Raw genomic sequence first — 20,751 nt, 5'->3', positions numbered from 1 at the left:
CGCAAAAGGACGGTATGATTCAACGGTTTTTTGCCACAGCGTTGGCGATTCTTGTGATGTTGCTGGGGGGGTGTTCGGCCACCAGTGGGCTACAGGCCTATGTGGATAGCTACGATGGCTATGAGTTTCTCTACCCCCGCGGTTGGGTACAAGTACAGGTGGATGACCCCGTGGATGTGGTCTTTCACGACATTATCGAGACGACAGAAAACGTCAGTGTGGTTGTGAATACGGTTTCCAGCACAAAGTCTCTTGAGGAATTGGGATCCCCTGAGGAGGTGGGCGATCGCCTGCTGCGAAATATCATTGCCCCAACTGAAAGCGGGCGCAGTTCTGCCCTGATCTCCGCGACCTCCCAAAAGGCAGATGACAAAACTTATTACATTCTGGAGTATGCCGTCACTCTGCCGGGGGATGGGGACAATGCTCAGCAGCGACACAATTTGTCGAGTATTGCTGTGAGCCGAGGCAAGGTCTATACTCTGAGTGTTTCAGCTCCAGAGGAGCGATGGCCAAAGGTAGAAGACCAATTTAAGACCATCGTGTCCTCGTTTACCGTATATTAAAGAAAGAATCGGGGAGTTAGCTCAGTTGGTAGAGCGTCGCGATCGCACCGCGAAGGTCAGGGATTCGAGTTCCCTACTCTCCATCTTTTTGCCCCCTTTTCAATCCTCGATCGCCTCGTTTCAATCCTTGATCGCTCCGAAGGACGATCGCAACCCCATTCAATGGGGCGAGTCATTCGTATTGAATAGTTTCAATCCTCGATCGCCCCGAAGGGCGATCGCAACTCCGATAGACACCCCTTGCTACCACAGTAGTTTCATGAAATTTGAAATTTCTACACCGCTTGGATTTACGGTTAGAACCTCTGAGGAGTATTGGCAACGGCTGCTCATCAAGCACCCTGATATTGAGGAGTTGGAAGATTGTGTGCGGTTAGCTCTTTCTACACCAGATGAGGTTCGTCGCAGTAGCCGAGATTCAGGAGTATTATTGTTTTATCGGGTACAGCGAGAAAAACGTTGGGTTGTTGCAGTGGCACGACGCTTAAATGGAGATGGTTTTTTAATCACTGCTTATCAAACTGACGCCATTAAAGAAGGGGAGACAGTGTGGCTCAAATAAGAGTATTTTATGAGCCAGAAACAGAGCTGTTAAGTGTATTCTGGCAAGTTCCACGAAGAAACCAAGTTGCGACAGAACTTGGAGATGGGGTGATTTTGTTCAAGGATGGGGTGACTGGGGAGCCAATTGGTTTAGAAATCCTGTCATATCGTCCCGGGGACGATCGCTTTGATGCTGTCAGTGTCGTTTCAATCCTCGATCGCCCCGAAGGGCGATCGCAACCTCAGGATCACGGGTAACTCTTAAATCAGTTACTCGTTTCAATCCTCGATCGCCCCGAAGGGCGATCGCAACTTGGGACACCCTTGAGACACCATTAATCAATCGGGCATGGAAAAACTTTGGCTCTGCTTTCCCGGTAGTTAAATGGGCGCCATTGCCATCGTGGCGCCAGTAGCTGAGGGTCTTTACCTTGGTATCCTGCTCATAGACGACATCCAGCAACATCCACCCCAAATCATCACTGTGGGCAATCGGCTGATCCGCTGGCGTAGGTTCCTCAAAGAAGGCACTAAATTCACGAGTACCTAGGTAAGGCTGGTGGTGGCATTGCCCCTTCCTGACGCGACGGCGAAACTGGTCACAGTACTTGGCAATGTCAGCATTGACATGGGGACGTAGAACGATCTGAGCCTTGATCACATAGGCCACATCCCGCAGTGCTAAGGTATGACGCTGGGCACGATCCTCATCAGCAAAATAGCGGTAGCTCTCTTGACGGGCGGCGCGATCGCTTTGCAGAGAGTTGACCTCATTGCGGGTAATTGAAAAATGACGAATCGGCTTCAGAACGTGAATTTCTTCCACTTGCCAAATAAACTCAGGTTTCCAAAAAATCGCCTCCAACACCCCCCGCGCGGCACTAGGTGTCATCACTGGATAGCTCACCCGCTCCACCTTAAAGGCAGGATTGGTGAAGCAAGCATAATCCCCCCAAACTTTAACACTGAGCATTGATTTGATTTTAATTGTCATCGCCAGCTTACTTTTGATTGGCTTAGGAAAGCCGATGATGCCGTTCCTCTAGTTTAACTCTGATTGACCTAAAAAATAAGATCGCTGGGATCTGCGACGATGGGGTTTGTTGCGATCGCAATCCCTTTGAGAGGGTCATAGTCACCCTGCCAAGCCCAGAGGCCGGCAGCAATCAGTTCCCGCAGGTGCTCAGTGTCATGAAATTCCTTGGTGCGTAGGTTGACAAGGTAAGGCTGCAATGCGCGGATTTCTTTTGCCCTTAAGCCGCGTTGCTGAATACGGCGAATTAACTGTTTTACTTGATTGTGTTCATCTTTATTTTTTGCTTGATCGGGCACAATGACAACTGGATACGTGTGATCCTCGATGAGACGAAAGCGTTGCGCAACTTCGGGAAAGTTGAATGCCTGACGATACTGCTGAATTTTTTCGGTATCAAGATCATGAACTTGGTAAAGCTGCTGGAAATACCTCTGAAAAACTGTAGGGTCATTTAGGTCAACCATGGCTTGCCTGAGTAAAGTGCGAGTAGTTTCAACAGCGGTGCAATACTCCCCTTGAGGCGTGCGACCCTCTTGGGGGTCAAAAATCACGACTCGTCCCAAGGATGAACGTTGCCCTTCACGGTTACAGCGACCTGCCGCCTGCACAATGCGATCCAGTGACCCCATGGCACGATAAACGACCGGAAAATCTAAATCTACACCCGCTTCGACCACTTGAGTAGAAATAAGCCAGCAGGGTTGATTGTTTCGCAGGCGATCGCGCACCTCCTGTAGGACGGCTTGCCGATGGGCACCGTAGAGCAATGTTGAAAGATGAAACTGGCGATCGTGCTCCTCCTCACCCAAGGCATCCAGAATAGCAAGCGCATCTTTGCGGGTATTCACCACGACGAGGGCTTGATGTTGCTGCTTCAAATCCGCCACAAGGTCTTGCCATGACCACGGGGTTGGCAGCTGCTCATAATTGACCCGCTTCAGGGTGCAGAATTGTTGTTGAGCTTCTTCAGGCGGAATAATATCCCTGACATTGTCAAATCCCTCTAGGTAGGGCGTTGTTCCAGCTAAGGCGGGCTGCGTTGCCGTACAGAGCACAACCGTGACTCGATACCGCGCTACTAGTGTCTTCAGAACACTCAGAATAGGAGCTAACAGTTTCAGCGGCAGGGTCTGTACCTCATCTAAAATAATTACACTGTTGACAATGTTGTGAAGTTTGCGGCAACGGCTGGGGCGATTGGCAAATAGGCTTTCAAATAGTTGCACCGTCGTGGTGACAATCAGCGGTGCATCCCAGTTTTGAGCTGCTAGGCGGGCACAGGCTTGGAGCGATCGCGCATCATCTTCATTCTGAAAATCTGTTTGCACTGCGCTGTGGTGCTCCAGAACAGTGTCTTCACCCAGAATCTCCCGATAGACGGCGACTGTTTGCTCAATAATGCTGGTGTAGGGCACCGCAACAATGACGCGATCTAACCCATGTGTTAAAGCATGCTGAAGGGCAAAGGCTAGACTGCTGCGGGTTTTACCACCGCCAGTGGGGACTGCTAAGCGAAAGACTCCCTGCGGCTCCTTGGCTGCGGTCAAGCAATGGTGATAAACATCCTTACGAACCGTATTAACAGGCGTGTTTAGGCTATTGGCCATCAATTGAGTCTGATTCGCTGCAAACGCTGACCATAGCTGCTGTAGGCAGGGGTACTGCCCCCGTTGGGCTGCGGCGGTTGGATCAAAATGGGATTCCGTATCAAGGTAGTCCGCATCCACTAAGCAGGAAAACAGCAAGCGCAGGAACAGTTCAGTATTTAATTTACGAGTTGCAATGTCTAGCTCAGGGCTAGCAATGGAAGTTAACTCTTTTTGAAAATCTGCTGACGGGTCTAAATCAATCCCATCCGCCTTGGCTAGGCCTTTAATATGCTCGTAGGTTACCCGATCAACCTCCGCCAACCGATTCTGCAAATCTGCCATATTAGGCAGGCCGCTATGGTGGCCATAGATCATTGGTGCAAGAGGCTGACACTTCTGGAAAGCGAGGAGCGCACCATACTTAGCGTGAGGAACTTTCTCTTTAACAGCTTGATTTTGGGTACAGGCTTGGAGATAAGCCTGAAAATCAGGGTTGTACTTGCCTAAGTCGTGCCAAAGGCCACCATAGTTGCCCAGTTGAGGTGTACCTAACTTTCCAGCCAGCTTCGACGCTCTACCAGCCACTTTAGAAAGATGCGCTGACAGGGAATGCCATTGACCATCTTGGTTTGGAGTATGAGCATAGTAATTTGACATCATTTCACATAATTCTTTCTCAGCTTATATACTTCACATTGAGATTGAGACAAAGAATTTTGACCCAACCTTGACAATACTGCGCAACATCGTGGCGGGATGACAAGCTATCTTCACTTTAGATTTTAGCGAAGTCCCTGAGTTGGGAACAGGACGGGAATATTGGGATTGACCCATACTTGACAGTTGAGTTCGGTACTGGGTGGGAAAATAGGAAGTTTTTTCGATTTTTGATTATTTGATTAAATGTTCTGCCAAAGGCGCGATCGCGAGCTGCCCTGCAACTGCTCATGGGTTTCGCGCAATAGCCGAGGAATCTCCAAGCCACTGGGACAGCGGGGCAAACAATCGCCACATTCAGTACAGCGGTTGGCGGGTTGACCGGGAAACCAATGCCCGGCACGACCAAACATCCCATAGCGATACTTGCCAAATTCTGTCATGTCGTAGGCGACGGCTAAGTTGTGAAGCCGCAGCACTTCGGGGATGTGAATTTCCTCAGGGCAGGGCAAACAAGCATAACATTGTTGACACAAATCGGTGCCCAAGGTTTCCTGCATCACTGCTTGCAGGCGATCGCCCACCGCTTGCTCTTCAGCGCTCAGGGGTGCCACCTGATCAGCCACGGCCAAGGGAAAGGCCAACTCGGCAACGGTGGCCGGTCCAATACTCAAGGTGGTGATGGCCGGCTGACTCAGCAACCAGCGATAGCTCCAATGGAGAGGGTGAAAGGGCGCACAGAGGTCTTGGAGCCGTTGGGAAGGCCGGTAGAGTTGTCCTCCTTTATCGGCTGGCGAAATGATAAAAATCCCCATATCCCGCTCGGCGGCAGCGGCGATCGCTGGGGCATTGCGTTGCTGAAAGTAGGTGTAATGCAGATTCACAAAGTCAAATTGGTTGCTAGCGATCGCCCGCAAAATCACAGACAACGATCCATGACTGGAAAAGCCTAAAGCACCAATTACCCCCTTTGCTTGCAACTGCCGCAGCATTGCCATCCCCTCAGTGCTCAGCCATGCGAGATGCTCAGGGGTGTTGAGGCCATGGAGGGCGACACCATCTAACCGTGAGACTTGAAGACGCTCAAGGGATTGAGCAATTTGCCGCTGGACGTGATCCGCATCCCCTTGGGGCAAGAGTTTAGTGGTGATAAAAACGGGGGGCTGACCCAGTGCCTTGAGGGCACGACCAATATAGGCTTCACTGGCACCGTAGGCGGCGGCGGTTTCAATGTGGTTCATGCCGTGGGCGATCGCCCCCTCAATGACCGCCTGCATCACCTCTGGACTGCCCAAGGCACGCATCGTTCCAAGGGAAAAAACCGAGAGGTTCAGCCCCGTGCGACCAAAGCGGCGGTAGCGCATTCTAGCCTGCGGAGGAATCCTCTTCCATTCCCCGGCCCTGCTGAATAAAATCTTCAGGGCGAATCGAATCTAAAAAGCGGCGAAAGGCTTGGCGTTCTTCCTCGTCAGCATCGCGATCGACGGGAATCGAGGCATCGGCAACAACCGCTTCCATCACCCAAATCGGGCAATCACAGCGCAGGGCAAGGGCAATGGCATCGCTGGGACGAGCATCAATCTCTTTACGAGTTTCTCCTTGGCGCAGGGTGAGCACTGCATAGTAGGTGTTGTCTTCCAAGGAATGGATCACCACCCGTTCTAGGGTCATATTCCATTCGTTGAGAATGTTGACCATCAGATCATGGGTCATCGGTCGCGGTGCTCGTTGATTTTCCAAGGCCATTAAAATTGCCCGCGCCTCATTATCACCAATCCAGATGGGCAGTGCTCGCCGTCCAGCACCGTCTTTGAGTAAGACAATTGGCGTGCGACGGTTAGTGGCATCGAGGGCAATCCCAGCAACAGTCATTTCAATCATGGCCACCTCAGCGAGCGCAATGGCGGTGCATTCCCTTCTATTATTAACATACAGTCCTTCCCACCAAGATGGCACACCCCTACCACTGTAAGACTCCCTATGGGGGAAGTAACGGAGGGGCGACGCGCAGGCATTCCTTGAGACTCCATGCTTTAGAAAAAGACTGGCGAACGACGGAATCATGGACAGTGGCAACTAGACACTTTTTTGACGCTCGCTTCTCGGTACACTAAAGTTATTATTTTTGGTATTTAGAGGGCTATGATTGCTTCCCCGATCCCGATCTGCATTACGTTGGGTACGCGCCCGGAGGCAATCAAATTGGCACCGGTCATTCAAGCCTTCCAGCGATCGCCCCTGTTTGAACCCTACGTTGTCCTCACGGGACAGCACCGCGAAATGGTGGATCAAGTGATGGCACTGTTTGACCTGCGGGCAGATCGGGACTTGGCCATTATGCAGCCCAAGCAAACCCTGACCGAAATCACCTGTCGTGCTCTCCAAGGCCTTGAGCAACTCTATCAAGAACTCCTGCCCCATCTTGTTTTGGTTCAGGGGGATACAACAACTGCCTTTGCCGCTACCCTTGCCGCCTTTTATCAGCAGATTCCTGTCGGCCATGTGGAAGCGGGCTTGCGCACCGACGATCTCTACAACCCCTATCCAGAAGAAGCCAACCGCCGCCTTATTTCCCAATTAGCGCAGTTGCATTTTGCCCCTACGGAACAAGCCGTCAAGAATCTTCAGGCGGCCGGGGTCACGGGTAGTATTCACTTGACGGGCAATACCGTGATTGATGCGCTGTTGCAAGTGGCCGATCGCCAGCCAGTGTGCCATGTCCCCGGCCTTGACTGGCAACAGTATCGCGTGATCCTCGCCACCGTTCACCGACGGGAAAACTGGGGTGCCCCCCTAGAAGACATTGCCAATGGCTTCCTGAAAATCTTAAACACGATTCCCGATACCGCTTTGCTCTTGCCCCTGCACCGCAATCCCACTGTGCGTGAACCCCTCAAAGCCTATTTGGGGCATCATCCCCGCGTTTTTCTGACGGAGCCACTGGACTATCCTGCTCTTGTGGCAGCGATTAAGGGAGCAACGCTCCTGCTGACGGATTCCGGTGGTCTCCAAGAGGAAGCCCCTAGCCTTGGTAAACCGGTACTGGTGTTACGGGAAACCACTGAGCGGCCGGAAGCGGTCACCGCTGGCACTGCTAAACTGGTGGGCACGTTTGCGGATAGGATTGCCGCGGCAGCCATTGAACTGCTCACGGAGCCAGTGACCTACAACCGCATGGCGACGGCGATTAATCCCTTTGGCGATGGTCATGCCAGCGATCGCATCCTTGAGATTGTGACCCAGTTTTTTGCCCAGCAGACACAGTAAGGAGCCACGGCCATCTGAGGATAGCAATGACAATGTTCTGGGCAGGAATTTTGGTCACCAGTTGGCTGGGCTTGGTGCTGTTAACCGCAGAACTGATTCACGCTTGGTTTCCCAATGCCAAGGAATGGTCACGGAAAGTGGTTCACATTGGTGCCGGTCAAGTGATTCTCATTGCCTATGCCTTGGGGGTACCCACGAGTTGGGGAATTGTGGCCGCAGCGATCGCTGGCGTCGTCACACTGCTTTCTTACCGCATACCGATTTTTCCCAGTATTAGTGGCGTGGGGCGCCAAAGCTGGGGCACCTTTTTTTATGCGGTGAGTATTGGCACATTAATGGCGCTCTTTTGGAACACGCTGCCGGAACTGGCGGTTCTGGGAATTTTAGTGATGGCTTGGGGAGATGGCTTGGCTGCCCTTGTGGGGATTAACTGGGGACGCCATCCCCTGCCGCGAACCAGTAAAAGCTGGGAAGGAACCCTGACCATGTTCTGTGTGAGTACCGTGGTGGCGGCTCTATCCCTCACCCCCATTGCGGCCTTAGAGTTGCTCTGGATTGCCCCCTTAGTAGGTCTGGGTGCGACCCTTTTGGAACTGATTGCTTGGCGAGGGGTTGATAATCTCACAGTTCCGATCGGTAGCGCTTTGCTTGCCTATGGGTTACTCAATTTGAGTTGATGTTAGGCAGGGTCTTCTCAATAAACTGGCGGGCGATGGCGATCGCGTCTCCATTAATTTCATGAGCCATGGGTAGGGCATGAAACGCTCCCTTCACTCCTGCGGCTTGCAGGGCTTGCCAACTGGCTTGGGCACTGGCAAAGGGCACCACAGGATCCACTGTGCCATGAATCATCAACACGGGTGGCGAGGCAGCTGTCACCACTGGCGGGCGCACCAAATAGCCACTAAAGACCAATAATCCCGCCAAGGGCAACGTTAACCCCACAGCCAATGTCAGTGCTCCCCCTTGGGAAAACCCCCCTAAAATTGTGCGGCTGAGATCAATGGGCAAGCTGGCAATCCACTCCTGCAGTGCCGCTTCACTGGTGGCTAGATCCATTGCCCGCTCATCGAGCAGTAATGAACCACTGAGGACATCGTGCTGATTCAGGTCATACCACATCCGCCCTTGGGGGACGTAAGGATGGGGAAAGGGGGCTTCCGCTGCATAGGTTTGGGCTTGGGGAGCCAGCAACGATCCAAGGGAAATCAGATCTGCGGCATTGGCACCCCAGCCGTGGAGCAATAGAAGGCTGTGATCTGCCGCGATCGGCGGATCGGGAAAGGTGAGAAATTGGAGGGTTGTCATGCTAGACGGGGTTGAGTTCCTTGGCCGGCGCCGCCACACTGGGATAGGTGAGGCTCGATTCAATCATTTCCCGACCCTCGGTGGACACATAGTCAAAGAAGGCCTGAGCCACGACCGACAGTTGTTTGCCCGCAGGATAGACCAAATGCCAGTGCCGCTGAATCGGGAAATGTTCGACATCGAGAATCGTCAACTGGCTGGACTCGCGATCAAGGGCTAAGCAGTGGTGAGACAGGACAGAAATCCCTAGGCCGCCGGCGATCGCCTGCTTAATGGACTCGTTACTTCCCAGCTCAAGGCGGATATTGATCGGCACACCGTGCTCCGCAAAGAGCTTCTCCACCGCTTGGCGGGTGCCCGATCCCTGCTCCCGCATAATAAAGGGTTCTCCCGCCAGTTCTTGGATCGGGATTTTACTGCGGCCACTGAGGCGATGGTGACTGGGGGCAACCACCACTAAGGGATTATCCAAAAAGCGGTGGCACTCCACATCCACATTCTCCGGTGGGCAACTGGGAATATAGAGATCGTCCATATTGCCTCGAATGCGCTCTACCACCTGTTCATGGTTGGTAACCGTCAGGGCGACATCAATCCCCGGATAGCGCTGGCAAAATGGCCCCAGCAGCCGCGGAATCACATATTTGGCCGTGGTAATGACACACAGCCGCAAGTGTCCCTGCTTGAGCCCCTTGAGATTGGCAACGGCCATTTCAAACCGCTCAAGGCGCTCAAAGATGTCTTGGCAGGTGGCCAGCAGTTCCTTGCCGGCTTCTGTGAGATAGAGCCGCTTGCCCACTTGCTCAAAGAGGGGCATACCAACGGCACGGGTCAACTGCTTCATTTGAATCGAAACGGTGGGCTGCGTCAGAAAGAGTTCCTCGGCAGCGCGGGTAAAACTTCCGTGGCGAGCAGTGACCTCAAAAACCTTAAGCTGATGTAGGGTTGCTTGTTTCAAACCCATTCTCCTTTCGTCAGCGATAGGGCTACATAGACGAAATTCTATCAAATTTCGCGCCACGATAACGAAATGTGAAGAATCTCAAGGCAAGAATGATGATCAAAGGGCACTTAAATCAGGTAATGAGCGATCGCCTGCGGGGGGGAAAAGACCTCTGGAACGAATGGCGGCGAGCTTATCCTCAGCTTACTGTAGATTTGAGTGAAATGAATCTTACGGGCATGGATCTGCGGGGCTATGACCTGCGGGGCTGCAATCTCAGCCGTGCCTGTCTGCGAGAGGTGAACCTTGCCCACGGGGATTTGCGCTTTGCTAACCTCTATGAGGCGGATCTGACAGCGGCGAACCTCGATGATGCCGATTGCCGAGGGGCGTTGTTCTTAAAAGTGGTGGGCGATCGCGCCACTGCCCAGCGGGCAAATTTTCAACTGGCCAACTTGCAGTACGCTCGGTTGACCTATGCCGATTTCTCTTGGGTCACTCTTGAACAGGCGGATTGTCGCCACAGCAATTGGTGTCAAGCAGATCTCAGCCATGCCCGCGCCGCTGCCAGTGATTTTTCCTTTGCGCTGCTGATGGCAGCCAGTCTCAATGAAGCTACGCTGCGGTTTGCGCAACTGGTGCAGGCTTGTCTTGAGGGGGTTCAGGCTTACCGCTGCAACTTCTATGCGGCCAATTTAGCCTATGCGGGACTGACGCGGGGCTATTTTTCCCATGCCCTTTTTGTGCGCGCCAACCTCAGTCATGCCATCTGTCGCTGGGCCAATTTTCGCCATGCCAATCTTCAGCAAAGCCAGTGCGAGCAAACGGATTTTCACTACAGCCTGTATGTTCGCTAGTAGTTCATCTTAAGCTTCTGACTGGAGCAGCGCCACGGCATAGGCGGCAATGCCCTCTTCACGCCCCACTGGCCCCAGTTTTTCATTGGTGGTGGCTTTGATACTAATCTGGTCGCGATCAATCCCTAGGGTGGTTGCAAGGCGATCGCGCATCTGGTCGAGGTAGGGTTTCAGCTTCGGACGCTCTGCCACCACTACGGCATCAATGTTGCCCACTTGCCAACCCCGTTCTGCAATCAGTGCCGCTACTTTCGCCAGCAAGACTTGGCTATCTGCCCCTGCCCACTGCGGATCACTGGGGGGAAAGTAATGGCCAATATCGCCAAGGCTGAGGGCTCCCAAAAGGGCGTCCATAATTGCGTGGGTGAGGACATCGGCATCACTGTGTCCCAAGAGTCCCAAGGTGTGTTCTAGTTTGATACCGCCTAAAATCAAAGGCCGCTCGGGCACCAATTGATGGATGTCGTAGCCATTACCAATGCGAATTTTCATACTTGCTGCACAGGACAACAAAGGGGCGATCGCCAATGCCACCGCCCTCTATTGTTGCAGAGTCTTCTACCTTGGCCAACCTAGATATTCACTTCACTCAGTTGCCGACACATGTAGTCAAAGGGTTGTTCGACAATACTCGTGTCCTCGATGCCCGCCGCTGCCACGCGATCGCGCACAATCTCCTTCATGATTTGAATGCCGCGCACCGTTGGTCCAATGGGTACCCCTAGGGAGTTGTAGGTTTCCCGCAGACCTTCGAGGACGCGCTCATTGAGGACATCCACATCCCCGGCCACAATGGCGTAGGTGGCATAGCGCAGGTAGTAGTCCATATCCCGCAGGCAGGTGGCATAGCGGCGTGTGGTGTAGGCATTGCCGCCGGGTTGAATCAGTTCCGGCTGCTCTGTGAAGAGGGCAGAACCCGCTTCCTTCACAATGGCTGCGGCATCGCCATTGATCACTGCTGCCGCTTTAACCCGTACCGCACCGGAATTAAAGTAGGAGCGCAAACTGTCAACAGCATCGCGATCGAGGTAGCGACCGGTGGAGTCATAGTTTTTAATCAGTGTGGTGACGGCATCACGCATAGGTTTTTCTTACTCCTAGAACTGGTAAAACTAGCGTCAACCCGAACGCCAGCCGAAATTGCGCGGATCTAAAATCGTACTTAGCTTATCACGGTAGGGTTTCTCCCCCTTCGCTCCCGTTTACGGACTGTTGCGAACTATTACAAAAGTTCATAATTCTAGCGGTACCCCACGAGGCGATCGCGCAAACGCTTAATTTGATCGCGGTAGCGGGCAGCCTCCTCAAAGGCCAATTCTTGGGCAGCCGCCTTCATTTTCGCCTCAAGGTCTTGGATCAGTTGGGGGATATCCTCTAGGCTCAGTTCCTGTAAGGCTTGGGAAGATAAGACAGGCACCGACTCGGCATTGAGGCGGCGAGACACATCCAAAAAGGCCAAGATGGCATTGCTGGTTTTCTTGACAATGGGTTGAGGGGTGATGCCGTGGGCTTGGTTGTAGGCCAGTTGAATGGCGCGGCGGCGCTCTGTTTCTTGGATGGCTTTTTGCATACTGTCGGTGAGGGTGTCGGCATAGAGAATCGCCTGTCCACGGACGTGCCGGGCAGCACGGCCAATGGTTTGAATCAGCGATCGCTCCGCCCGCAGGAAGCCCTCTTTATCTGCATCAAGGATGGCCACCAAGGACACTTCAGGTAAATCCAGTCCCTCCCGCAACAGGTTGACACCAATCAACACATCAAAGTCCCCTTGGCGCAGGGCTTCAAGAATCTCAATGCGCTCAATGGCATTGATTTCTGAGTGCAAATAGCGCACTCGTACCCCCCGTTCTTGGAAGTATTCCGTGAGATCCTCGGCCATGCGTTTCGTGAGAGTAGTCACCAGTACCCGCTCTTGGCGATCGCACCGCAGGCGAATCTCCCCATAGAGATCATCCACCTGTCCTTGGGTGGGACGGACAAAAATTTCTGGATCCACGACCCCCGTCGGCCGAATAATTTGCTCGACAACTTGCCCTTCAGACACCGCCAATTCCCAATCGCCGGGGGTTGCCGAGACAAAAATACATTGCTTCACCTTTTGCCAAAATTCCTCCGCCTTCAGGGGGCGATTATCCGCCGCACTGGGCAGCCGAAAGCCGTGATCAATCAGCACTTTTTTGCGGGCTTGGTCACCATTAAACATCCCGCGAATTTGCGGCACTGTTACATGGGACTCATCCACCACCAACAGCCAGTCGTCAGGAAAATAATCAATCAAACACTCCGGCGGTTCCCCCGCTGCCCGGCCGGCGAGATGGCGTGAGTAGTTTTCCACACCGTTGCAATAGCCCACCTGTCGCAGCATTTCCAAGTCATAGCGGGTACGTTGACTCAGGCGCTGTGCTTCAAGGAGTTTATTTTGGGCTTCCAAGTAAGCCACTTGGGCTTGCAGTTCCGCTTCAATGGCAGCACAAGCCGCTTCCAGGCGTTCGGCAGGGGTGACAAAGTGCTTCGCGGGATAGATATTCAGGCGTTCGACACTCTGCAATGTTTCCCCCGTCAGGGGATCGACATAGCGAATCGCTTCAATGTCATCCCCAAAAAACTCAACCCGAATGATGCGATCCTCATAGGCTGGGCCGATTTCTAAAACATCTCCCTTGACACGGAAGCGCCCCCGCCCCAGTTCGACATCGTTGCGCGTGTATTGAATGGTGGCCAGTTGCCGCAGCAGTTGTCGCAGATCCGTTTCACTGCCCACCTCCAAGGAAATCGCCGCTTTGAGGTACTCTGCTGGAATACCCAAGCCGTAGATGCAGCTAATGGAGGCAACGACAATTACATCCCGCCGTTCAAAGAGGGAGCGGGTGGCCGAGTGTCGCAACATATCAATTTCTTCATTGATAGAGGCACTTTTTTCGATGTAGGTATCGGTAACGGGAATGTAGGCCTCAGGCTGATAGTAGTCGTAGTAGGAGATAAAGTACTCGACGGCATTTTCTGGAAAGAATGAGCGCAGTTCATTGCACAGTTGCGCTGCAAGGGTTTTGTTGTGGGCCAGCACAAGGGTCGGGCGGCCAAGGGCCTCGATCACGCGGGCGATCGTGTGGGTTTTGCCGGTGCCCGTTGCCCCCAGCAATGTTTGGAAGCGATATCCCGCCTGTACCCCTGCAACCAGTTTTTGAATGGCTTGGGGTTGATCTCCCGTCGGTTCAAAGGGAGCGTGAATACGAAAGGGAGTGCTGGTCATTGCCCAATTTCTAACGAATTCTTACCTAGCTTTTAGGGTAGTCGAGCAACGGAGGAGCGAGCCACCCAAAATCTTGTTCAGAAGGATTGAAGGCGCTTGAAACGGTCAAAACCACGTCCTCGCCCATTTGAGAAAGCAGCCCTAAGATTTGGTATTCTAAATAACAGTTTCTCGTGTATTGTAACAGTTAATTGCGCCAAATCTAAAGAATTGGTAAAAGCTTTCGCTCCCCCAAAATATCGGCAGTATCGTAGGGAAGCAAGATACCTCCTAACTGCGTCTTTGGCCCTACCCGCTTGGCGTAGGGTCTCTTTTTGCGGGAATTTCGCTAAAATCTGTGAATTCCCTACCGTGACGGCTATGGCTGGTGAAGTCGTTGAAATTCTCAGTGCCGATGATCTACGGCGCACTGTCACGCGCTTAGCCTCCCAAGTGGTGGAGAAGGCTCGCGATGCCCTCGACAAATTAGTGTTGTTGGGGATTCATACCCGTGGGGTTCCCCTTGCCAAGCTGTTGGGGCAACAAGTTGAACAACTGGAAGGAGTGAACCTCCCCATTGGTGAGTTGGATATTACATTTTATCGCGATGACTTGGATCGCATTGGCCCACGCACACCGCGTCAGACCCTGATTCCCGTGGATCTCTCTGGGCGGATTGTGGTCTTGGTGGATGATGTGATTTTTAGTGGCCGCACGATTCGCTCTGCCCTCAATGCCGTCCATGATTACGGTCGCCCCGGTGCCATTTGGTTATTGGTACTCATCGATCGCGGGCACCGCGAATTGCCGATTCACCCCGACTTTACGGGTAAAGTACTGCCCACGGCTCGCGATGAAGTGGTCAAGGTACTCTTGCAGGGGATTGATCAGCGGGATGGGGTAGAGCTATGGAAACCCTCTTAATCTTGGGAAAACTCAATGCCATTCATCTCAAAAAAAGAAGCCTTCTTTCAAATGAAAGATACATGGCTATTCAATGCCAATAGCCTTGATGCTGATTTATTTACTGAGCCTTTTATTGACCTGATTGTGACTTCCCCGCCCTACAATGTGGGTCTTGAATATCGCTCAGTCAAAGATGATGTCCCCTACAGCGATTATCTAGAATTTAGTCGCGCTTGGCTGTCCAACTGTTTTCACTGGACAAAAACGGGCGGGCGGTTTTGCCTTAACATTCCCCTCGATAAAAACAAAGGGGGACAGCGCAGTGTTGGCGCGGATTTGACGGTTTTGGCTCAAGAGGTTGGCTGGAAATATCAGTCCACCATTGTCTGGAATGAGGGTAATATTTCGCGGCGGACGGCTTGGGGATCGTGGATGTCGCCCTCAGCACCCTATGTGATTGCGCCTGTGGAGTTAATTGTGGTGTTGTACAAAGAGGAGTGGCGGCGCAAGTCCGATGAAAAGGCCGATATTACTCGGGAAGAATTTATGGAATGGACAAACGGGCTATGGACATTCAGCGGCGAAAGCAAAAAAAAGATTGGTCACCCTGCACCGTTTCCAAGGGAACTGCCGAGACGATGTATCAAGCTCTTTAGTTTTCCGGGCGATATCGTCTTCGATCCCTTTTGTGGCAGCGGCACAACACTGGTGGAAGCTTTTGCCAACAAACGAAAAGGCGTCGGCGTTGAAATTGATCCTCGATATGCAGAACTGGCAAAGGAGAGACTCCTGAATGAGATTACACTTTTTGATGTGATCAATTTATAGGACTTTTCGAGCTTGACAGGTTCTATTAGCCAAGCTTCTAGGTCAGTCGTGCCACTACATCTATCGCTAGCTAAAGCGAGGTACCCGTTTTTCTAAACTATCGGGGACATCAACGGAGAGGGGGGGATTCGAACCCCCGTTAGGTGTTACCCTAAACTTGATTTCGAGTCAAGCGCATTCAACCACTCTGCCACCTCTCCAAGGATCTCCAATCATAGCAAAGGTGAATGCCAAAGGCACACTTCGCGATTGACTCCGTCACGCTCCCCCTCAAGGCAATTCTGGCGGCAAACCCCTTTACGATAAAAGTATTCAGTTAACTTAAAACAACGACGGCATGGATATTAAACAGGGTTTTGTCGGCACCGTCGGGCAGACGCCGCTGATTCGCCTCAACTACTTTAGTGACCTCACAGGCTGTGAAATTCTCGGTAAGGCAGAGTTCCTCAACCCCGGTGGCTCTGTTAAGGATCGGGCTGCCCTCTACATTATTGAAGATGCTGAAAAAAAGGGCCTTCTCAAACCTGGTGGTACGGTGGTCGAAGGCACAGCAGGCAATACGGGCATTGGCCTAGCCCACATTTGTAATGCCAAAGGCTACAAGTGCCTGATTGTGATTCCCAATACCCAATCTCAAGAAAAAATTGATCTGTTGCGTACCCTAGGTGCCGAGGTGCGCCCCGTTCCCGCTGTGCCCTACAAAGACCCCAATAACTATGTGAAGCTCTCCGGGCGGATTGCTGCTGAGATGGAGAATGCCATCTGGGCAAACCAGTTCGATAACTTGGCCAATCGCCAAGCCCACTACGAAACCACTGGCCCTGAAATTTGGCAGCAGACCGATGGCCGCATTGATGCGTGGGTAGCAGCTACTGGCACGGGAGGCACCTATGCAGGTGTGGCGATGTACCTCAAGGAAAAAAATCCCGCGATTCGCACTGTGATTGCTGATCCCATGGGCAGTGCCATCTATAGCTATGCGAAAACGGGCACCCTCAGTAGCAGTGGCAGTTCCATTACCGAAGGCATTGGCAATAGCCGCATTACCGCCAACTTAGCAGGCGCTCCCATTGATGATGCGATTCAAATTGAGGATCAAGAGTGCCTTGAGATCATTTATCAACTGCTGCACTACGATGGCCTCTTTATGGGTGGCTCCGTCGGGATTAATGTGGGGGCAGCGGTACGCCTCGCCAAGGAACTCGGACCCGGTCACACAATTGTTACTGTGTTGTGCGATGGGGGTTCCCGCTATCAATCGCGGCTCTTTAATCCAGAGTGGCTGGCCAGTAAAGGGCTACGGGTGCCAGAGATTAAAAAACGTTAAGCCTTGGGAACAATGTCTAAAATAGAGGGGTCAGAAGGGGGCAAGTAGCCGCTAGGCGTGGGTGTGGACTTTACGCGAAATATTAGCCGTGAAAAAACAACGTTGGTTTCTCCTCTTTGCCAGCTTGGTCTGTGGGGTGGCGATCGCTCTCCATCCTGTGGCTGCACAGGCTCAAAATCTCTGGCAGCGGTTACTGTTGCAGGGGATTCAGGTCATCCAACTATCGAATATCTCGCCCCGCCAAGAGGTGGCCTTGGGGCAACAGATCCATGAGCAGATGCTGCGGCAAGGGATGCGCCTTGTTCGCAATCCCGCTGCGCAAAACTATGTGCATAGCATTGGTGACCGCTTGGTTAATGTCGGCGAACGTCGAGGTGTGCCCTACCAGTTTCACATCATCCAAGACCGCCAAGTGAATGCCTATGCCACAATGGGGGGCTTTGTCTATGTCACTACAGGGCTAATGCTGCGGGCGGAAAACGAGGCGGAACTAGCCAGCGTCATTGCCCACGAAATTGGCCACATTGATCAGCGCCATGTGATTCGTCAACTGCAACAAATGGCGATCGCCCAAGGCTTAATGACGGCTGCGGGCTTGGATCGCGATCGCGGGCTACAAATGGCCATGGAACTTGCCTTTCGACGTCCTCGCAGTCGTGAGCAGGAACTAGAGGCCGATCGCTATGGTTTGGGGCTATTGGCTCGCAGCAACTATGATCCACGGGCGATGGTGACATTTCTGCAGAAATTGCAACGGGAGGGAGGGGCACCGCCAACGATTTTGAGTACCCACCCTGCGCCGCGCGATCGCCAGTTGCTTGCTGAAAACTTAATTCGCTCTGGTTTGAGCAATGACTGTGTGGTTGCCCCCCAACCCCTGTGTGGCACCGATCCGGTGGTCTATCAACAACAACTGCGCTCCTTCTAATCTCACCTAACTAGCCAACAGATTGCGCCAGCGAGCATAGCGCCCCAAGGCCGTCAGCGGAAAGTGCTGCTGGTAGTAGTGGTACTTCAAGTAAAAGTGGCAGGGAAAGCCCGTGCCAGTGAAGTAATCCTCGTGCCATGTGCCATCGGCGCGCTGGGTCTGCAGCAGGTAGGCAATCCCCTTTTCAATGGCTGCTGTGGCGTAGTCTCCTGTGGCATCGCCAGCGGCCAAAAGGCCAATAATGGCCCAAGCAGTTTGGGAAGCGGTGCTATCGCCTTTGCCCTTGAGAGAAGGGTCGTTGTAGCTCCAGCAGGTTTCACCCCAACCACCATCGGCATTTTGACACTGCACCAACCACTCAGCGGCACGGCGAATGCGCCAGCGATCGTAGCGAGGGGCAACAAGGGAGAGGGCTGCCAACACCCCACTCGTGCCATAGAGGTAGTTCACCCCCCAGCGGCCAAACCAACAGCCTGCCGGTTCCTGCTCATTGCGCAAGTAAGCAAGGGCGCGATCGAGGGCACCACTGTCAAAGGCCAACTGACACCGCCCCACCATCTCCAGCACCCGTGCCGTGACATCAGCAGTATTCGGGTCAATCATTGCCTTGAGATCGCCGTAGGGAATGGCATTGAGCCAATCTTGGTCATTGTCCACATCAAAGGCTGCCCAGCCCCCCGGCCGACACTGCATTGAGGCAATCCAAGCGACTGCCCGCTCAATGGCTCGCCGTTTGAGGTTTTCATCAGGCAAGGTCACAGCATAAAGCGCCATCACCACCACCGCTGTATCATCCACATCGGGGTAGAAGCGATTCTCAAATTCAAAGGCCCATCCCCCCGGCTGACCTTTTTTGTTTTTTACGTGCCAGTCCCCATAGTCAAGGATTTGCTTGGACAGCAGCCATTCGCCAGCTTTGACCAGAGCGGGATGATCGGGGGCGACGCCTGAATCCACCATGGCGCGCATGACCAAGGCAGTATCCCAAACTGGGGAGACACAGGGCTGGACGCGATACTCGGTCTCGGTTTCAATCGCAAAGCGATCCACTGCTGCCATCCCCCGCTGCACCATGGGGTCATCCACAGCATAGTCAAGGGCACGCAATGCCAATAGGGAGTTGAGCATCGCCGGAATAATGCCGCCCCAGTCGCCACTAGCTTCTTGACGCTCGAGCACCCATTCTTCGGCAGCCTTTAGCGCCTGTTCTCTGAGGGGATTAATGTTCAGGGTTTCAAAGAGCTTGAAAACGCGATCGAGACCAATAAAGACATCACTCCAGTCGCCTTGGCGGGGCAGTTCCCAGATCACATTTGCCCGCCCTTCGGCATAGAGTTCATCGAGGGTAATGGGCGGATCCATGGCATAAACGGGCTTGCGATCCATGACAATCAACAGCGGCACGGTGCTGCTGCGTGCCCAACTAGACATCTCATAAATAGTGAAGGGACTACCCTCCGGCAGGAGCATGATCCAAGGGGGGAGGGAGGGAATCCCACGCCAGTCGTAGCAGCCAATGAGGGCAAGGTGCAGTTTGGTAAAGATGCGAGTTTTGCTAATGCCACCGCGGGCAAGGATAAATTGCCGTGCCTTCACCAAGGCAGGATCATCGGCGGGCACGCCCAACAGTCGCAGTCCCATGTAAGCCTCAACACTGGTGCTGAGATCGCCGCCATCGCCATAAAATAGCTCCCAACCGCCGTGATCCCGCTGATGGTTGCGCAAATACTGTTCCGCTTTGGCCAAGGGTAGCCGCTGTTCGGTGCCCCAGATTTTGTGGAGCAGGATCACCTCTGCGGTCATGGTCACATTGGACTCTAATTCTGCCCACCAGTAGCCCTCGGCATATTGCTGTGAAAAGAGAAAGTCTTGGCTGGCACGAATCGCCTGTTGGAGTTGCTTTGGGTCAATGGCAGCGGCAATTTGAGTTTGCATGATTCCTCGGCTGTTAGACTCTTGGTTAGTTTAGCGGGGGCGATCGCTCCCTCGCAAGCGGCACAGACTTGGGTTAGGATCAAGGCTATGTCTCTCCGTCAACACCAGCATCCCCTAATTCAGCGGCTCGCCGATCGCATTGAGCAGATTTGGCAGAGCACTTTGCCCTTAGCCCCCTATACCCTGCCTGAGGATCTCGGTTATGTCGAGGGCAAACTGGAAGGGGAGCGGCTAACGATTGAGAACCACTGCTACCAAGCGCCGCCCTTTCGCAAACTTCACCTTGAACTGGCACGGGTGGGGGAGAGTCTCGATATTTTGCACTGTGTCATGTTTCCAGAGCCGCGCTACGATCTGCCAATGTTTGGCTGTGACCTCGTGGGTGGCCGAGGGCAAATTAGTGCCGCAATTGTGGATCTCTCGCCGGTGACGGGTGAGTTGCCCGCTGCCTATACATCGGCTTTAAGTGCTTTGCCAAAATTCACCTTTAGTCAACCCCGTGAGCTGCCCCCTTGGGGACATATCTTCTCGTCCTTTTGCATTTTTATTCGGCCACAGGGAGACACTGAGGAACAGCAATTTTTAGAGCGGATTGACGAGTACCTCAGGCTCCACTGTCAACTTAGCCAGCAAGCTGTGCCCACGGATCACCCGGAAGCGGTTATGGCCGGGCAACGGCAGTACTGCCATCAGCAACAGCAGAACGATAAAACCCGCCGGGTTCTGGAAAAAGCCTTTGGTGCTGCTTGGGCAGAACGCTACATGACCACCGTTCTCTTTGACTTGCCCCCTGCTGCCTAGAACCCCTTAAGGACTCTCTCCCCGATGAACC

Annotated in this window: 21 protein-coding genes and 2 tRNA genes; 12 read left to right on the top strand and 11 right to left on the bottom strand. The window is 53.1% G+C overall.

All coding sequences use genetic code 11. From position 1 onward, the window contains the following. Positions 1 to 14 precede the first annotated feature (14 nt). The 4 genes from psbP (at position 15) to RHI63_RS13100 (ending at position 1,367) form a co-directional block, all read left to right on the top strand. Entirely contained in the window at positions 15 to 566 is a 552-nt protein-coding gene (gene psbP / locus RHI63_RS09150; RefSeq protein WP_310453708.1) for a photosystem II reaction center PsbP, read from the top strand. 10 nt (positions 567 to 576) lie between these two features. Next, positions 577 to 649: transfer RNA gene (locus RHI63_RS09145), tRNA-Ala, on the top strand. Between the two features lie 176 nt (positions 650 to 825). Then, positions 826 to 1,128, top strand: a complete 303-nt coding sequence (locus RHI63_RS09140; RefSeq protein WP_310821509.1) for a hypothetical protein — start codon at positions 826 to 828, stop codon at positions 1,126 to 1,128. Next, on the top strand, positions 1,116 to 1,367 hold the full coding sequence (locus tag RHI63_RS13100; protein WP_315863468.1) for a hypothetical protein: 252 nt from the start codon (positions 1,116 to 1,118) through the stop codon (positions 1,365 to 1,367). Before RHI63_RS09140 ends, RHI63_RS13100 begins: the two co-directional genes overlap by 13 nt. On the opposite strand, the gene cas5c is transcribed toward RHI63_RS13100, so the two are convergent. The 4 genes from cas5c to RHI63_RS09120 form a co-directional block, all read right to left on the bottom strand. Further along, positions 1,306 to 2,103 carry a type I-C CRISPR-associated protein Cas5c gene (gene cas5c / locus RHI63_RS09135; RefSeq protein WP_310821508.1) on the bottom strand — a complete coding sequence of 266 codons (798 nt, stop codon included), beginning with the start codon at positions 2,101 to 2,103 and terminating at the stop codon, positions 1,306 to 1,308. The genes RHI63_RS13100 and cas5c overlap by 62 nt on opposite strands. A 68-nt stretch (positions 2,104 to 2,171) precedes the next feature. Further along, positions 2,172 to 4,391, bottom strand: coding sequence for a CRISPR-associated helicase Cas3' (gene cas3, locus RHI63_RS09130; RefSeq protein WP_310822019.1), 2,220 nt, complete (start codon positions 4,389 to 4,391; stop codon positions 2,172 to 2,174). Positions 4,392 to 4,633: 242 nt separating this feature from the next. Beyond that, entirely contained in the window at positions 4,634 to 5,755 is a 1,122-nt protein-coding gene (locus tag RHI63_RS09125; protein WP_310821507.1) for an aldo/keto reductase, read from the bottom strand. A gap of 1 nt (position 5,756) precedes the next feature. Then, entirely contained in the window at positions 5,757 to 6,272 is a 516-nt protein-coding gene (locus tag RHI63_RS09120; protein WP_206201676.1) for a bifunctional nuclease family protein, read from the bottom strand. Positions 6,273 to 6,533: 261 nt separating this feature from the next. On the opposite strand from RHI63_RS09120, the gene wecB reads away from it, so the two are divergent. Then, a complete protein-coding gene (gene wecB / locus RHI63_RS09115; protein ID WP_310821506.1) occupies positions 6,534 to 7,658 on the top strand; it encodes a non-hydrolyzing UDP-N-acetylglucosamine 2-epimerase in 1,125 nt (374 codons plus the stop codon). A gap of 26 nt (positions 7,659 to 7,684) precedes the next feature. After that, positions 7,685 to 8,335, top strand: a complete 651-nt coding sequence (locus RHI63_RS09110; protein WP_190278238.1) for a diacylglycerol/polyprenol kinase family protein — start codon at positions 7,685 to 7,687, stop codon at positions 8,333 to 8,335. Here RHI63_RS09110 and RHI63_RS09105 read toward each other — a convergent pair. Both RHI63_RS09105 and RHI63_RS09100 read right to left on the bottom strand, forming a co-directional pair. Next, entirely contained in the window at positions 8,322 to 8,966 is a 645-nt protein-coding gene (locus RHI63_RS09105; RefSeq protein WP_310821505.1) for a dienelactone hydrolase family protein, read from the bottom strand. The two genes, RHI63_RS09110 and RHI63_RS09105, sit on opposite strands and share 14 nt — an antisense overlap. 1 nt (position 8,967) lies before the next feature. Next, positions 8,968 to 9,924, bottom strand: coding sequence for a LysR family transcriptional regulator (locus tag RHI63_RS09100; protein WP_190278237.1), 957 nt, complete (start codon positions 9,922 to 9,924; stop codon positions 8,968 to 8,970). A gap of 95 nt (positions 9,925 to 10,019) precedes the next feature. Between RHI63_RS09100 and RHI63_RS09095 the strand changes: the two genes are divergently transcribed. After that, positions 10,020 to 10,766, top strand: a complete 747-nt coding sequence (locus RHI63_RS09095) for a pentapeptide repeat-containing protein (protein WP_206199895.1) — start codon at positions 10,020 to 10,022, stop codon at positions 10,764 to 10,766. A gap of 9 nt (positions 10,767 to 10,775) precedes the next feature. On the opposite strand, the gene ispF is transcribed toward RHI63_RS09095, so the two are convergent. The 3 genes from ispF to uvrB form a co-directional block, all read right to left on the bottom strand. After that, a complete protein-coding gene (gene ispF, locus RHI63_RS09090; protein ID WP_149818762.1) occupies positions 10,776 to 11,258 on the bottom strand; it encodes a 2-C-methyl-D-erythritol 2,4-cyclodiphosphate synthase in 483 nt (160 codons plus the stop codon). Positions 11,259 to 11,338: 80 nt separating this feature from the next. After that, entirely contained in the window at positions 11,339 to 11,848 is a 510-nt protein-coding gene (gene apcB, locus RHI63_RS09085; protein ID WP_149818761.1) for an allophycocyanin subunit beta, read from the bottom strand. 158 nt (positions 11,849 to 12,006) lie between these two features. Next, entirely contained in the window at positions 12,007 to 14,016 is a 2,010-nt protein-coding gene (gene uvrB, locus RHI63_RS09080) for an excinuclease ABC subunit UvrB (protein ID WP_310744482.1), read from the bottom strand. A gap of 360 nt (positions 14,017 to 14,376) precedes the next feature. On the opposite strand from uvrB, the gene pyrR reads away from it, so the two are divergent. Beyond that, a complete protein-coding gene (pyrR, locus tag RHI63_RS09075) occupies positions 14,377 to 14,919 on the top strand; it encodes a bifunctional pyr operon transcriptional regulator/uracil phosphoribosyltransferase PyrR (RefSeq protein ID WP_206199893.1) in 543 nt (180 codons plus the stop codon). Between the two features lie 15 nt (positions 14,920 to 14,934). Beyond that, positions 14,935 to 15,729 carry a site-specific DNA-methyltransferase gene (locus RHI63_RS09070; protein WP_206199892.1) on the top strand — a complete coding sequence of 265 codons (795 nt, stop codon included), beginning with the start codon at positions 14,935 to 14,937 and terminating at the stop codon, positions 15,727 to 15,729. Between the two features lie 113 nt (positions 15,730 to 15,842). Here the strand turns inward: RHI63_RS09070 and RHI63_RS09065 are convergent. After that, positions 15,843 to 15,929, bottom strand: a tRNA-Ser gene (locus RHI63_RS09065). Positions 15,930 to 16,066: 137 nt separating this feature from the next. Between RHI63_RS09065 and RHI63_RS09060 the strand changes: the two genes are divergently transcribed. Then, positions 16,067 to 17,056, top strand: a complete 990-nt coding sequence (locus tag RHI63_RS09060; protein ID WP_206199891.1) for a cysteine synthase A — start codon at positions 16,067 to 16,069, stop codon at positions 17,054 to 17,056. Between the two features lie 88 nt (positions 17,057 to 17,144). Next, positions 17,145 to 17,984 (top strand): M48 family metallopeptidase, encoded by an 840-nt coding sequence (locus RHI63_RS09055; RefSeq protein WP_302678110.1) that lies wholly within the window; start codon positions 17,145 to 17,147, stop codon positions 17,982 to 17,984. A 6-nt stretch (positions 17,985 to 17,990) separates the two neighbouring features. On the opposite strand, the gene shc is transcribed toward RHI63_RS09055, so the two are convergent. Then, positions 17,991 to 19,919 (bottom strand): squalene--hopene cyclase, encoded by a 1,929-nt coding sequence (gene shc / locus RHI63_RS09050; RefSeq protein WP_310821504.1) that lies wholly within the window; start codon positions 19,917 to 19,919, stop codon positions 17,991 to 17,993. An 87-nt stretch (positions 19,920 to 20,006) separates the two neighbouring features. Here shc and RHI63_RS09045 point away from each other — a divergent pair, with 87 nt between their 5' ends. After that, the gene (locus RHI63_RS09045; protein ID WP_310744481.1) at positions 20,007 to 20,720 is read left to right on the top strand and encodes a phycocyanobilin:ferredoxin oxidoreductase; all 714 of its coding nucleotides are present in this window, start codon (positions 20,007 to 20,009) and stop codon (positions 20,718 to 20,720) included. Positions 20,721 to 20,751: the final 31 nt, after the last annotated feature.

The organism is Thermosynechococcus sp. GLH187 (genome assembly GCF_031583395.1).
Lineage (GTDB): Bacteria > Cyanobacteriota > Cyanobacteriia > Thermosynechococcales > Thermosynechococcaceae > Thermosynechococcus.
Note: the sequence above shows the minus strand (reverse complement) of the source record. Positions and strands in the feature narration are given on the sequence as shown.

Coding starts and splice junctions, on each gene's coding strand:
- RHI63_RS09105 (WP_310821505.1), bottom strand. CDS start 8,966: ATGACAACCCTCCAATTTCTCACCTTTCCCGATCCGCCGATCGCGGCA.
- pyrR (WP_206199893.1), top strand. CDS start 14,377: ATGGCTGGTGAAGTCGTTGAAATTCTCAGTGCCGATGATCTACGGCGC.
- RHI63_RS09060 (WP_206199891.1), top strand. CDS start 16,067: ATGGATATTAAACAGGGTTTTGTCGGCACCGTCGGGCAGACGCCGCTG.
- ispF (WP_149818762.1), bottom strand. CDS start 11,258: ATGAAAATTCGCATTGGTAATGGCTACGACATCCATCAATTGGTGCCC.
- RHI63_RS09110 (WP_190278238.1), top strand. CDS start 7,685: ATGACAATGTTCTGGGCAGGAATTTTGGTCACCAGTTGGCTGGGCTTG.
- RHI63_RS09095 (WP_206199895.1), top strand. CDS start 10,020: ATGATGATCAAAGGGCACTTAAATCAGGTAATGAGCGATCGCCTGCGG.
- cas3 (WP_310822019.1), bottom strand. CDS start 4,391: ATGTCAAATTACTATGCTCATACTCCAAACCAAGATGGTCAATGGCAT.
- shc (WP_310821504.1), bottom strand. CDS start 19,919: ATGCAAACTCAAATTGCCGCTGCCATTGACCCAAAGCAACTCCAACAG.
- RHI63_RS09120 (WP_206201676.1), bottom strand. CDS start 6,272: ATGATTGAAATGACTGTTGCTGGGATTGCCCTCGATGCCACTAACCGT.
- cas5c (WP_310821508.1), bottom strand. CDS start 2,103: ATGACAATTAAAATCAAATCAATGCTCAGTGTTAAAGTTTGGGGGGAT.
- RHI63_RS09070 (WP_206199892.1), top strand. CDS start 14,935: ATGCCATTCATCTCAAAAAAAGAAGCCTTCTTTCAAATGAAAGATACA.
- apcB (WP_149818761.1), bottom strand. CDS start 11,848: ATGCGTGATGCCGTCACCACACTGATTAAAAACTATGACTCCACCGGT.
- RHI63_RS09125 (WP_310821507.1), bottom strand. CDS start 5,755: ATGCGCTACCGCCGCTTTGGTCGCACGGGGCTGAACCTCTCGGTTTTT.
- wecB (WP_310821506.1), top strand. CDS start 6,534: ATGATTGCTTCCCCGATCCCGATCTGCATTACGTTGGGTACGCGCCCG.
- RHI63_RS09140 (WP_310821509.1), top strand. CDS start 826: ATGAAATTTGAAATTTCTACACCGCTTGGATTTACGGTTAGAACCTCT.
- RHI63_RS09045 (WP_310744481.1), top strand. CDS start 20,007: ATGTCTCTCCGTCAACACCAGCATCCCCTAATTCAGCGGCTCGCCGAT.
- uvrB (WP_310744482.1), bottom strand. CDS start 14,016: ATGACCAGCACTCCCTTTCGTATTCACGCTCCCTTTGAACCGACGGGA.
- psbP (WP_310453708.1), top strand. CDS start 15: ATGATTCAACGGTTTTTTGCCACAGCGTTGGCGATTCTTGTGATGTTG.